Annotated in this window: 12 protein-coding genes and 1 pseudogene; 8 read left to right on the plus strand and 5 right to left on the minus strand. The window is 67.7% G+C overall.

Annotation, left to right across the window (positions count from 1 at the left end):
- Positions 1-624 precede the first annotated feature (624 nt).
- Positions 625-1,451: pseudogene (locus tag RZ1_RS14835) on the minus strand (flavin-containing monooxygenase); the annotation flags it as partial.
- A 400-nt stretch (positions 1,452-1,851) separates the two neighbouring features.
- On the opposite strand from RZ1_RS14835, the gene RZ1_RS14850 reads away from it, so the two are divergent.
- From RZ1_RS14850 to RZ1_RS14870, 5 genes are all read left to right on the plus strand, one after another.
- On the plus strand, positions 1,852-2,139 hold the full coding sequence (locus tag RZ1_RS14850; protein ID WP_072813014.1) for an Rv0250c family protein: 288 nt from the start codon (positions 1,852-1,854) through the stop codon (positions 2,137-2,139).
- Positions 2,136-2,945 (plus strand): succinate dehydrogenase subunit SdhC, encoded by an 810-nt coding sequence (gene sdhC, locus RZ1_RS14855; RefSeq protein ID WP_072813016.1) that lies wholly within the window; start codon positions 2,136-2,138, stop codon positions 2,943-2,945. Before RZ1_RS14850 ends, sdhC begins: the two co-directional genes overlap by 4 nt.
- Positions 2,946-2,984: 39 nt before the next feature.
- Positions 2,985-4,901, plus strand: coding sequence for a fumarate reductase/succinate dehydrogenase flavoprotein subunit (locus RZ1_RS14860; RefSeq protein WP_072813017.1), 1,917 nt, complete (start codon positions 2,985-2,987; stop codon positions 4,899-4,901).
- A 1-nt stretch (position 4,902) separates the two neighbouring features.
- Positions 4,903-5,649 (plus strand): succinate dehydrogenase/fumarate reductase iron-sulfur subunit, encoded by a 747-nt coding sequence (locus tag RZ1_RS14865; protein WP_072813019.1) that lies wholly within the window; start codon positions 4,903-4,905, stop codon positions 5,647-5,649.
- 65 nt (positions 5,650-5,714) lie between these two features.
- On the plus strand, positions 5,715-6,512 hold the full coding sequence (locus RZ1_RS14870) for an SMP-30/gluconolactonase/LRE family protein (RefSeq protein ID WP_072813021.1): 798 nt from the start codon (positions 5,715-5,717) through the stop codon (positions 6,510-6,512).
- A gap of 42 nt (positions 6,513-6,554) precedes the next feature.
- Here the strand turns inward: RZ1_RS14870 and RZ1_RS14875 are convergent, their stop codons facing one another.
- A complete protein-coding gene (locus RZ1_RS14875; protein ID WP_139281854.1) occupies positions 6,555-6,833 on the minus strand; it encodes a hypothetical protein in 279 nt (92 codons plus the stop codon).
- 221 nt (positions 6,834-7,054) lie between these two features.
- On the opposite strand from RZ1_RS14875, the gene RZ1_RS14880 reads away from it, so the two are divergent.
- The 3 genes from RZ1_RS14880 to RZ1_RS14890 all read left to right on the plus strand — a co-directional run bounded on the left by RZ1_RS14880 (position 7,055) and on the right by RZ1_RS14890 (position 10,160).
- Positions 7,055-7,684, plus strand: coding sequence for a hypothetical protein (locus RZ1_RS14880; protein ID WP_072813024.1), 630 nt, complete (start codon positions 7,055-7,057; stop codon positions 7,682-7,684).
- A 234-nt stretch (positions 7,685-7,918) separates the two neighbouring features.
- Positions 7,919-9,511, plus strand: a complete 1,593-nt coding sequence (locus tag RZ1_RS14885; RefSeq protein WP_083583712.1) for an MFS transporter — start codon at positions 7,919-7,921, stop codon at positions 9,509-9,511.
- 82 nt (positions 9,512-9,593) lie between these two features.
- A complete protein-coding gene (locus RZ1_RS14890; protein WP_072813027.1) occupies positions 9,594-10,160 on the plus strand; it encodes a class I SAM-dependent methyltransferase in 567 nt (188 codons plus the stop codon).
- A gap of 184 nt (positions 10,161-10,344) precedes the next feature.
- On the opposite strand, the gene RZ1_RS14895 is transcribed toward RZ1_RS14890, so the two are convergent.
- Genes RZ1_RS14895 through RZ1_RS14905 form a run of 3 tightly spaced genes read right to left on the minus strand, consistent with a single transcriptional unit; the run spans position 10,345 to position 12,214 of the window.
- A complete protein-coding gene (locus RZ1_RS14895; RefSeq protein ID WP_072813029.1) occupies positions 10,345-10,833 on the minus strand; it encodes an SRPBCC family protein in 489 nt (162 codons plus the stop codon).
- Entirely contained in the window at positions 10,833-11,543 is a 711-nt protein-coding gene (locus RZ1_RS14900; protein WP_072813030.1) for a hemerythrin domain-containing protein, read from the minus strand. Before RZ1_RS14900 ends, RZ1_RS14895 begins: the two co-directional genes overlap by 1 nt.
- A 14-nt stretch (positions 11,544-11,557) precedes the next feature.
- Positions 11,558-12,214 (minus strand): TetR/AcrR family transcriptional regulator, encoded by a 657-nt coding sequence (locus tag RZ1_RS14905; RefSeq protein ID WP_072813032.1) that lies wholly within the window; start codon positions 12,212-12,214, stop codon positions 11,558-11,560.
- Between the last annotated feature and the right edge of the window lie 63 nt (positions 12,215-12,277).

Genomic DNA, 12,277 nt, shown 5'->3' on the forward strand with positions numbered 1-12,277 from the left:
GTACCGCGGCGGCGGCTCCGGCGAGAAGAACGAATTCCCAGCCGGGGACCGTCCCCGCGGTGGCTCCGATGACCGCCGCCGCTGGAGAGTGAGGCACGCGACATACCATCATCGCCGCCGTTGCGTGAGCGCCGGCCACAGCGCCCAGCCACAGGGAGTGCCCGCCCAGCCACAGGGAGTGCCCGCCCAGTCCGACCAAGGGGAACATGCCACGGCCACGATCGGAACACCCCGCGCCGCAGCCGAAATCCGGCTTCCGGGGTCCCGGTAGTAACGGCGCAGAAACAACGAAGTTCGCGTAGCGCCTGCTCGGCGGTGATCTGCCGGTTCGGGGCTGCGGGCTGGATTCGATGGTGCTTGGCTGCGTGATGAGGTCGATCGGCGCGGGTGGAGGCTGGGTTGGTGGCTATGCGGGTGTTCGCGGACGAGGAGTTGCAGCGGCTGCGCGAGTTCCCGGAGATCAGCCGCGAGGAGCTTTCCGGTACTTCACGCTGACCCCGGACCGGATGCGGCGACCTCTCCCGGGAAGTTCGTCGAACCACCATGCATGGACGCCACCGGTTTTCGGTACTGGAGTCTCCCGCACTCGTTCTGACGCAATTCGAGCATGCAGGTCGCTACTGAGAAAACCTCGTTGTAACCGGTCGCGTAGACGATGACGTCGAACTCGCCGCACGTCCCGTCCTCGAAATGCACCGTGCGGCCGTCGAGCCGGCGGATATCGGGCTTCGGGGGTAGGTCACCGGAACCGAGGCGCAGCGGGCAGTTCCACCGACTGAGTCGGGTGTGCTTCGAAGAAGCGGTGATTCGGGGTGGCAGACCGTACGGTTCCGGGCGTCCCGTCAGCAGCGGCTGGCCGAGCTGCGCGGCCTTGCGCTGCCACGCGAGCGGCAGATACGGGCTGGTGCTGTTGCCGAGTCCGACGACGAGGATGCTCCGGCCGGTGAAATCCAGCGGGGTCTGCGGGTCGATGTAGTGGTGCGAATGGATCTCGGTGCCGGTGAACTCCGCCATCCGCGGATCCCAGTGATGGCCGTTGGCGACGACCAGCAGATCGGAGTGCCGGATGCTGCCGTCCTCGAGGTCGAGATCCCAGCCGCCGCCGTCGACGGGTTCGGCGTGCACCACACCGTTGCGGAACTCGATGTTCTTCTCGAGGTCGAACGCGCGTGCGTAACCGTCCAGGTACGTCTTGATCTGGTGTGGTGCGGGGAATCGGGATACGACTCGGGCATCGGATAGTCCTTGAAGGACAATTGATGCTTCGAGGTGTCGATGTGCAGCGACCGGTAGGCGCTGCTGCGACCGTTCGGGTTCCCGAACGCCCAGTTGCCGCCGATGCGGTCGGAGATCTCGAAACAGGTGTAGGGAATGTCGTAGTCGCTCAGCATTTTTGCGGTGGTCAGCCCGCTGATACCTGCTCCGATGACGGCCGTGGTCGGTGCCGGCATGCGTCAGCTCCTCGATCCTGCCGCCGGAGCGGTCCGGCGCGGTGCCGCCAATCTAGAACATGTTCCGCCAGGTGGGTACACAGATCTCGAAAGCTGTCGACTGCGCGCATCGTCGCGGTCGTCACGGTGTCGTAGCGGACAGGTGGGCCGGCAGGTCGGGTGCCGGCGAGCGTGGGCGCCGCCGTTGATGTCGGTGCTTGACGCTGGACTCGTTCCGCACGTCGACAGGCCTGGTACCCCGGTTCCGGATCCCCCGCTGCCGCGAGCGTGGAGAACCGGCTGGAGGGGCGGTGACGATTGCTGAGAACCCGCCGATCGTCTGCCAGGTTTGTCGTACTGTGAAGAGCACCACATCGTGTCGGCCGGCCCGACGTGCCGACCCGCCAGCTCGGAGGTTCGGATGTCCACCACCGAAATGCAGGAACTGCAGCGCACCATCGGTCACCTGCGGCAATGCGTCGGATCGCTGCGCTCGCGCTACGGCGATGCCGCCGCGGTCAAGCGTCTGGCCAACGATCTCGACCGCCTCGACATCGACGCCAAGGATCTCGACGGAGCGCCGCCCGCCGAATTGCGGGGGAGAACGGCCGAGCGTATCCCGGTTCCCGACTCGCCCTATGACGAAAGCCTGTTCCGGGGCGTCGACGCCGACGACGAAGGGCTCGGCGGACTTCACGGGGAGCGGTGAGCGCCCCGGCGGCCACCGGTGTCCGTTCCGCGACCCGCGCGAGGATCGCGGAACGGACGCTGCGCAGCGACCGATGGTGGCTCACTCCGCTGCTCACCGTTCTGGGTCTGACGGTCTTCGTCGTCTACGCCACGATCCGGTCGTTCGTGCGCACCGCGTACTGGGTCGACGACTACCACTACCTGACGCCGTTCTATTCGCCGTGTGTCAGCGCGTCGTGTGCCCCGGGCTCGAGCCACTTCGGGGTGTGGGTGGGCGAGCTACCCATGTGGATACCGCTGGCATTCCTGTCGCTGCCGTTCCTGCTGGGCTTCCGGCTGACGTGCTACTACTACCGCAAGGCGTACTACCGGTCGTTCTGGCTGTCGCCGCCGGCTTGCGCGGTCGCGGAACCTCGCGCCCGCTACACCGGCGAGACGCGACTGCCGCTCATCCTGCAGAACGCGCACCGCTACTTCTTCTACGTGGGTTTCGTGATCTCGCTGGTCAACACGTACGACGCGATCCTCGCGTTCCACAGTCCGGGTGGATTCGGGTTCGGGCTCGGCAACGTGATCCTCGTCGTCAACGTGATCCTGCTGTGGGGGTACACGCTCTCGTGTCACTCCTGCCGGCACGTCACCGGCGGGCGGCTCAAGCATTTCTCGAAACATCCTGTGCGCTACCGTATCTGGACGTTCGTCTCGAAACTCAATACCCGGCACATGCAGTTCGCATGGATCACTCTGGGCACGTTGATCATCACCGACTGCTACATCATGCTCGTCGCGAGCGGCACCATCTCGGATCTGCGGTTCGTCGGCTGACGGCACCGTGCGGGGCACCAGGGGACAGGGAGGGCAGCGATGCCGGAGGTCGAACGGCACGAATACGATGTCGTGGTCATCGGAGCGGGCGGAGCGGGCCTGCGCGCGGTCATCGAGGCACGGCAGCGTGGGCTGCGCGTCGCGGTCGTGTGCAAGTCGCTGTTCGGCAAGGCTCACACCGTCATGGCCGAGGGGGGCTGTGCCGCCGCCATGGGCAACGCCAATCCGCGCGATTCGTGGCAGGTGCACTACCAGGACACCATGCGCGGCGGGAAGTTCCTCAACAACTGGCGGATGGCAGAACTGCACGCCCGGGAGGCCCCGGACCGGGTGTGGGAACTGGAGACGTACGGAGCGCTGTTCGATCGCACTCCCGACGGCCGGATCAGCCAGCGCAACTTCGGCGGGCACACCTATCCGCGGCTCGCCCACGTCGGTGACCGCACCGGACTCGAACTGATCCGGACCATGCAGCAGAAGATTGTGTCGCTGCAGCAGGAGGACCACGCCACCCGCGGCGATTACGAGGCCCGGGTCAAGGTGTTCGCCGAATGCACGATCACCGAACTGCTCGTGGACGAGTCCGGTCGCATCGCCGGGGCGTTCGGATACTGGCGTGAATCCGGCCGGTTCGTGCTGTTCGACGCGCCCGCCGTCATCATCGCGACCGGCGGCATCGGTAAGTCCTACAAGGTGACCTCGAACTCGTGGGAGTACACCGGTGACGGTCACGCCCTCGCGCTGCGGGCCGGCGCGGCGCTGATCAACATGGAGTTCATCCAGTTCCATCCCACCGGCATGATCTGGCCGCCGAGCGTGAAAGGCATCCTCGTCACCGAGGGGGTACGGGGCGACGGCGGGGTGCTCAAGAACTCCGAGGGCGAGCGGTTCATGTTCTCGTACGTTCCGGCCGTGTTCAAGGGCCAGTACGCCGAGACCGAGGAGGAAGCCGACCGCTGGTACGAGGACCAGGAGAACAACCGTCGCACCCCGGATCTGTTGCCCCGCGACGAGGTGGCCCGCGCCATCAATTCCGAGGTCAAGGCCGGTCGCGACAGCCCGCACGGCGGGGTGTACCTCGACATCGCCTCCCGTATGCCGGCCGCCGAGATCGTGCGGCGGCTGCCGTCGATGCACCACCAGTTCCTCGAACTCGCCGACGTCGACATCACGAAGGAGCCGATGGAGGTCGGTCCCACCTGCCACTACGTGATGGGCGGCATCGAGGTGGACCCGGACACCGCGGCCGCGTCGGTGCCCGGACTGTTCGCCGCCGGGGAGTGCTCCGGTGGCATGCACGGATCCAACCGGCTCGGCGGCAACTCGCTGTCGGACCTGCTGGTGTTCGGCCGGCGCGCCGGGCTCGGCGCCGCGGACTACGTGGACGGGCTCACCGACCGGCCGCGGGCGTCCGACGCCGACATCGACGCGGCGGCGCGAACCGCGCTGTCGCCGTTCGCCCCCGACATGCCCGACCGTGCCGAGAACCCGTACACGCTGCACGCGGAGTTGCAGCAGTCGATGCACGACCTGGTCGGCATCATCCGCCGCGCCGACGAGATCGAGCGTGCCCTGACCGAACTCGATGCGCTGCGCACCCGCATCCGCAACGTCGCGGTCGAGGGCAACCGGCAGTTCAACCCGGGCTGGCATCTCGCGCTCGACCTGCGCAACATGCTCCTGGTCTGCGAGTGCGTCGCGCGAGCGGCGTTGCTGCGCACCGAAAGCCGGGGTGGGCACACCCGCGACGATCATCCGTCGATGGATGCGCAGTGGCGGCGGACACTGCTGGTGTGCCGCACCGGCGGCGACGACAGGGCGATCCCCGACGTGACGGTGACCCCCGAACAGCAGCAGCCGATGCGGCCGGACCTGCTCGCGCTGTTCGACATCGACGAATTGGGCAAGTACTACACCGACGAGGAACTCGTCGATCATCCGGGACGGAGGTCCTGACATGGGCTACCAGGCGGCCTTCCGGGTGTGGCGCGGCGACGCCGCCGGCGGTGACCTGCGCGACTACACCGTCGAAGCCAACGACGGCGAGGTGGTGCTCGACGTCGTGCACCGGTTGCAGGCCACCCAGACCCCGGACCTGGCGGTGCGCTGGAACTGCAAGGCGGGGAAGTGCGGTTCGTGTTCGGCGGAGATCAACGGCCGTCCCCGGTTGATGTGCATGACGCGGATGTCCACCTTCGACCCGGACGAGACGATCACCGTCACCCCCGTGCGCACCTTCCCGATCATCCGCGACCTCGTCACCGACGTGTCGTTCAACTACGAGAAGGCCCGCGAGATCCCGTCGTTCACACCGCCGCCCGGGCTGGCGCCGGGGGAGTACCGCATGCAGCAGGCCGACGTCGAGCGCTCGCAGGAGTTCCGCAAGTGCATCGAATGCTTCCTGTGCCAGAACGTGTGCCACGTCGTGCGCGACCACGAGGACAACAAGTCCGCCTTCGCCGGTCCCCGCTACCTCATGCGCATCGCCGAACTCGAGATGCACCCGCTCGACGTCGCCGATCGACGCGACGCCGCGCAGGATCAGCACGGCCTGGGCCTGTGCAACATCACCAAGTGCTGCACCGAGGTGTGCCCGGAGAACATCCACATCACCGACAACGCGCTGATCCCGATGAAGGAACGCGTCGCCGGCCGGCGCTACGACCCGATCGTCTGGCTGGGCAACAAGCTGTTCCGGCGCTGAGGGCGCCTGGCGCACCGGGCACGCCGTCGGTGTGCAGGCGCCGCCGCATCGTCTATATGTATGGGATGGAAAACGCGAGCATCGTGTGCGAAGCGGAGGGGCTGCTCGAGGCCCCGCTCGTGCACGCGGACGGATCCGTGCTGTTCGTCGACACCACCGGGGGAGGTGTGCACCACTGGACCTCGACGGGTACGGAGACGGTCCTCGGGCGCCGCCGCGGGATCGGCGGGCTCGCAGCGCACGCCGACGGAGGGCTTCTCGTGAGCGGACGCGACCTGACGTACGCCGACCACGGGGAGACCAGCACGATCCTCGCGCCGGACGGAGCCACCGGCATCAACGACATCGCGGTCGCGGCCGACGGGTCGCTGTTCGCGGGTGTGCTGCGGCACCGACCCGCGCTGGGTGAGACCGCGCCGCCGAGCGAACTGCTGCAGATCGCGACCGACGGATCCGTGCGGATCGTCGCCGACGATCTGCTCTGGCCCAACGGGATCGGATTCTCCCCCGACGGCGCGTCCACCTACGTCTCAGAGTATGCGGCGTCGCAGGTGCGGATCCTCGGTGGCGATGGATCGGAGGTGTTCGCCGAGGCTCCGCGCGGTGAGTGCGACGGTCTCGCGGTCGACGTCGAGGGTGGCGTGTGGGTGGCCCTGGGGAGCGGTGGCGGGATCGCCAGGTTCACGCAGGCAGGAGAGCTCGACGAAATCATCGAACTGCCGGGACGTTTCGTGTCCTCGCTCGCCTTCGCAGGCACGAGCATCTACGTCACGACGGCAGGGGCCCTGCTGCGACTCCACGTCGGGGTCGCCGGCGTGCCCGTCTCCGACGCGACGATCCCCACCGGCCGCACCCTGGGATGATCCCGGTCCGGGGGCGGCGGGTTTGCGAACGTGTTCGAACGTTCAGCGCGACCTCAGCGCGCCCGCCGCGCCCGCGACGGCGGACGCGGCTCCGGCGCCGGCCAGTCCCGTCACCATCACCGCCGCGACGGTCGCGGAGAACACGGTGCCGACCGCCGATTCGACGACGGCCCGCAGCCCCGTGGCGTGGGACGTCGACGGCGCCGGGTCGATCGCGGCGATCGGGGCGTGCGCTACCGGGAACCTGGCCTGCGCCACGTGCAGGGGCCGCCGATCTGTCCGATCGGCGATGAAGTCGGTGGCGAAAGCGATCTCAGTCATGTCCGGGTCCTCCCCGTGTGCCATCTCACAGTGGCCTCCAGTGTTCCGGTCCACTATCGCCGGGATGTGGCGTCGACTTGAACTCTGTGTTTCGGAACCGGGCTACTTCGGCAAACGAGGCCCCGATCCCTCTGGACCATTGCCTGCATGGGGGCGGAGGAGCAGTCTGGAACACGGGGAAAGGACCGGCGACGCCGCGCGGCGCCGCCCTGAGGAGAAGGGTGCAGATCGTGTTTGCACGCTCGACCACACTTCATGCGCATCCGTCGTACATCGACGCCGGAATCAAGCACGTACGAGACACTGTGATGCCCGCGTTGACGGACATCGAGGGCTGCTTGGGAATGTCCCTGTTGATCGATCGCGGCTCGGGCCGCTGCATCGCGACCAGTTCGTGGCGGGACGAGGAATCGCTACGCGCCAGCGAGGGACCGGTGCGCGCCCTGCGCGACACCGCCGCCGAGATCTTCCACGGCACCACGGAGGTGTCGCGGTGGGAGATCGCTGTCATGCATCGCGACCACCATTCCGAGCGTGGGGCCTGTTGCCGGGTCACGTGGATCAAGACCGAGCCGGCCGACATGGACCGCGGCGTGGACCTGTGGAAGATGACCGCACTGCCCAGGATGGAGGAACTGCCCGGCTTCTGCAGCGCCAGCCTGATGTTCGACCGCGCGGCAGGCCGCGGAGTGTCGTCACTGACGTTCGACAGCGCCGAGGCAATGGAAGGCAACAGGGAGCGTCTCGACGGCATCCGGTCCGAAGTGGTGCGCGCGGCGGGTGCCGAGGTACTCGATACGTGCGAGTTCGAGCTCGCCATCGCGCACCTGCACGTCCCGGAGATGGTGTGACCTGTTGAGCTGGTCGCGAAGGACGACCCCATCGGGTCCGGTGGCCGTCGCAGCCGGGCGGTTATCCGAAAGTCGAATACGCGCTCGAAGTGCCCGATGGTCCGCGAACGGCGTCGTGGAGGATACGTCCGTCCGTTGACCGTCCTGTCTCGGACAGGATGACAACTTCCGCCGAACCCGAGTCATCCTCCCGAATCCGGGCGCAGGACAGCCGCGATCGCGCACCATTGTTCCGTGACCACATCCGACGTGGAACGTCCCACCCGGGCACCGCTGGTGCTCGCATCGCTGATCCTCGTCGCGGCGGTAGCGAACCTGAACCTCGCCGTCGCGAACGTGGCTCTCCCCGACATCGGGAAGGCGTTCGATGCCGGCCAGACCGAGTTGAACCTGATCGCGGTCGGCTACTCGGTGGGGCTGGCGGCGTCGGTGCTCTACCTGGGTGCCGTCGGTGACCGCTACGGCCGCAAGACCATGCTGGTGCTCGGCATGGTGTTGTCGGTGCCGGCGTCGCTGGTGGCCGGGTTCGCGCCGAACACCGAGGTACTGTTCCTGGCGCGGCTGCTCGGCGGTGTGTCCGCCGGTCTCGCCTTTCCCACGACACTGGCGCTGATCACCGCGTTGTGGTCGGGTCCGGTGCGGACCCGGGCGATCGCGTTGTGGTCGTCGATCGGTGGTGGTCTCACCGCCCTCGGTCCGCTCGTCGCCGGGGCCCTGTTGGAGGGGTTCTTCTGGGGATCGGTGTTCCTGGTGACGATCCCGCTGGCGTTGCTGGCGCTGGCGCTGACGTGGATGTTCGTGCCGAGTCACGTCAACGAATCCACCGATCCCGTCGACCATCTCGGCGGGATCGTCTCGGTGGTCCTGGTCGGTTCGCTCGTGCTCGGCATCAACTTCGTGCCGGTCGACGGGATGCAGACCGTCGCCGTGTCCGCATTGGTGATCGCGCTCGCGTCCGGTATCGCCTTCGTGCTCCGGCAATTGCGGGCGCGCAATCCACTGTTCGATCTCCAGGTCGCGCGGCGGCGCATCTTCTGGGTCGCCGCGGTCGCGGGCATCGTCGTGTTCGGCACGCTGATGGGCACGATGTACATCAGCCAGCAATATCTGCAGAACGTGCTCGGGTATTCGACATTGGCGGCAGGGTCGGCGGCGCTGCCCGCGGCCCTGGTGATGGTGCTGGTCGCGCCGCACTCCGCGAAGCTCGTCGAGTCGCGGGGGTCGCGATTCACCCTGCTGTCGGGCTACGTGGCGATCGTGGTGGGACTCGTCGTCGCGCTGGTGCTGTGGGACGAGGATGCGCACTACTGGGTGATCGCGCTCGGATTCATGTGCCTCGGTGCCGGTGTGGGTCTCGCGGGGACACCGGCGTCGCATTCGCTGACCGGTTCGGTGCCGGTGTCCCGGGCCGGAATGGCCTCGGGCACAGCAGATCTCCAGCGCGACCTCGGCGGGGCGATCGTCCAGTCGGTCCTCGGTGCGCTGCTCACGGCCGGCTACACGGCGTCGCTGACGGCCACCATCGCCGCGAGCCCGCAGGCGACATCGGTCAGCGAGCAGACGCAGGCGGCCCTGGAGAAGTCCTTCGCGGGCGCGGTGAATATCGCCGAGCGGTATCCGCAGTACGCGCAGCAGATCATCGCGGCGGCGCGGTCGGCGTTCCTCGACGGCGACAGCCGAGCGTATGCCGCGGCCATCGGGATCGTGCTGATCGGCGCGGCGCTCGTGTTCTTCGTGTTCCCCAAGCGCGACGCCGAGGTCGCGCTGCTCGCCGCCTATGCGGCGCAGGATGCGACGGTGAGATCCGGTAGCGCCTGCGAGCGGTGACCGACTGCCGACCGGCATCCTCGATTGCTCGCGGGGCGGGAGCGGCCTACCGTCGAATTGAGCTTGTCGAGGAGCTGGTCGCATGAGCATCTTGTATCGCTTCGCCTACGGGATCGGCTTCCGGCCGTGGGAGCACGCGGATGTTTCGCGGGGCGCCCATTTCGAGGCGCTGCTCGAATCGGTTCCCGGTCCCGGTCGTGCGCTCGATGTGGGGTGCGGCGGCGGCGAGTTGTCGATCCGGCTCGCGCGACACGGCTGGGATGTCACCGGGATCGACAACGTGCCGGCGGCCATCGAGTCGGCGACCGCTGCGGCCGAGGGGGCCGGGGTCGAGGTGAGATTCGTCGAAGGCGACGTCACGGTGATGGCGGACACGGTCGGGACCGGCTACGGCCTGATCGTGGATTTCGGTTGTTTCCACGGGCTTTCGGGCAGTGAGCGAGCCGCGTATCGCCGGCAGCTCGACCGCGTGTCCGCACCTCACGCGACACTGCTGATGTTCGCGTTCGAGCCGCATTTCCGGGGGCCGTTGCCGCGCGGGGTGGGATCGGCCGACATCGAGCAGATCTTCGCCGGCTGGTCGGTGGAGGACGAGGTTTCGGTGCGGGTGGGGTTCCATGCGAAGTGGTATCGGCTGGTTCGATGCTGACGGGTGCCCGAGCGGATAGCTGTCGCTGAAGTCGACGGTCGGATCGTGCAGTTTCGATGGTATGGAATCTGCACGATACGGAATTGATAAATTATCCGAATCTATGTCGATGGGTCTCCCACCATGTCTCGCCGCCGGCGCCGAGCGGTGCCGACTCGCCTCGTATTCGGAGGTCGCGCAGGACCTACGCCGCCTGCCTGGACCCGGAAGCCTCGGCGAGCCGAGCCAGCCGCTGCAGGTCGTCGGCGAGCGCGTTGCGGCGGTCCCGGTGTGCCCTGACGAGGAGCCAGTACACGCGGTCGAGTCCCGGGGCGACGTGCACGACCTCGTAGGATTGCACGATCCGTGTGCCGGTTCCGTTCGGGTTCAGGTCGATTCGCCACACCGTGCTGTCGACCTTCCCCCACAGGCCGACCGTTCTCCATGCGAGGGATCGCGGGGGATCGACCGCGGTGAACCGGCACGAGCGCGTCCAGACGAAGATGCCGGACCTGTTCGTGCCTCGGAACCGAACGTCCGCCGCAGCTCGTCGGTCGGCGCCGATCCAGTGGGCGGCCCGGCATTCGTGACTCCATTCACCGATCCTGGTCACGTCGGTGATGATGCGCCACACGGCTTCTGCCGGGGCGGCGGTGACCGCTTCGGAACGCCCGTGCCGTGCCGGCGTGCCCATCAGGAACGCTCCTTGATCGGCGTCACGTGCAGCGCCGGCACGGAGGCTGCCGGACCTGTTCCCCGGCGCAGCGCCGCCTGCCGGCGGTACCTGCGGGCGAATCCGTGGAGGATCAGGAAGCGGGGCACGGCGGGCACGACGCTCAGGATCGCGTCGCGATCGTCGGAGGGCGCTCCGTCGATGACCCAATGCCCCTCCATGCCGAGCTCCACGAACCCCTTCGGCTTCACGAAGTACTCGTGCTCGAGTGCGCGATACTCCGCGGTCGTGATCGTGGCCGCGACGACAGGCATCATCTCGAGTTCCTCGCGACGGAGGTGCGGAAGCAGGACGTCGTCGAGGCTGCTCAGCGCGGTGAGTAACCGCCCCCGCGCCGACGCGTCCTCGTCGTATGCCTGGGCGGCCTCCTCCACCGCGGCGAGTGCCGGTGCGATCTGTGCGTGGTCGGCCTCCATTCGGTCGAGCAGCGCACCGGCGGTCCGATTGCGCTTCCGGATCAACGGCCACAGTCCGGCGTCCTCGCCGGCATGGTGCCGGTGCAGGAACCGGCACATCCAGAGGACGTGCGCGGCGAGTGCTCGTCGACGAGACTCGTCGGGATAGGGCGGAGTCTCGAGCGCCATGTGCGTTCGTCGCAGATCACGACGCAATGCGCTGTGCACGATTCCCATGCTTCGTGTGTCGGCGGGCTCGTTCCGGTAGGTGTTCATGGCCCGCGCTCCTTTCAGTCGTCGAGGGTCAACAACCTGACGATCGTGTCGGTGAGCCACTGCTCGTACCGGACAGGGGTCCACCCTGCGCTGCCGGTGAGAAGGTCGTAGACCTCCATCGTGATCACCACCCAGAGGCCGTCCCCTTCGACCGGGGTGAGTTCGCGGCCCGCGATGGCTGCACCCGCGATGCGAACGGTCTGCCGCTGGGCCTGTCGTATCTCGTCGAGCCTGGACGCGAGATCCGGGTCCGCTGCCGCCCCCTCGCGCAGCGCGCGTTGCAGGCCGGCGGTGCGCCCGTTCACGCCGGCGACCAACCTCGCGGCCGCGGCGGCCCGTTGCAGCCGACTGCCGCGGGAAAGCGCGGCGAACTCGGGCCGGTCCATCAGCGCCACCGGCTCGTCGTCGCCCACGACCGCGACGTCGACCACCTGGCTGAACAGTCGAGGCTTCGAACCGAAGTGGCTGTACACGGTCTCGAACGAGACGCCGGCCGCGCGTGCGATCTCGCGCATCCCGACGGACCAGCCGCGCTCGGCGAACAGCGCCGCGGCGGCATCGAGGATTCGGTGCCGGCTCTCTTCTGCCTGACGGCGCCGGAGCGTCGCGTCGTACCGCCGCGCCTTCGGGGTGGTCGATGCAGTCCCGCGTCCGTCCGCGTTCGTGCTCACCACTCCATTGTGTAACGCCATTATTTTCAATACAAGTGTTTGTGGCGAATTATGGACGGAGGC

The organism is Rhodococcus zopfii NBRC 100606 = JCM 9919 (assembly GCF_001895025.1).
Taxonomy (GTDB): domain Bacteria; phylum Actinomycetota; class Actinomycetes; order Mycobacteriales; family Mycobacteriaceae; genus Rhodococcus; species Rhodococcus zopfii.

Coding starts and splice junctions, on each gene's coding strand:
- RZ1_RS14860 (WP_072813017.1), top strand. CDS start 2,985: ATGCCGGAGGTCGAACGGCACGAATACGATGTCGTGGTCATCGGAGCG.
- RZ1_RS14865 (WP_072813019.1), top strand. CDS start 4,903: ATGGGCTACCAGGCGGCCTTCCGGGTGTGGCGCGGCGACGCCGCCGGC.
- RZ1_RS14895 (WP_072813029.1), bottom strand. CDS start 10,833: ATGGGCACGCCGGCACGGCACGGGCGTTCCGAAGCGGTCACCGCCGCC.
- RZ1_RS14850 (WP_072813014.1), top strand. CDS start 1,852: ATGTCCACCACCGAAATGCAGGAACTGCAGCGCACCATCGGTCACCTG.
- RZ1_RS14900 (WP_072813030.1), bottom strand. CDS start 11,543: ATGAACACCTACCGGAACGAGCCCGCCGACACACGAAGCATGGGAATC.
- RZ1_RS14870 (WP_072813021.1), top strand. CDS start 5,715: ATGGAAAACGCGAGCATCGTGTGCGAAGCGGAGGGGCTGCTCGAGGCC.
- RZ1_RS14890 (WP_072813027.1), top strand. CDS start 9,594: ATGAGCATCTTGTATCGCTTCGCCTACGGGATCGGCTTCCGGCCGTGG.
- RZ1_RS14875 (WP_139281854.1), bottom strand. CDS start 6,833: ATGACTGAGATCGCTTTCGCCACCGACTTCATCGCCGATCGGACAGAT.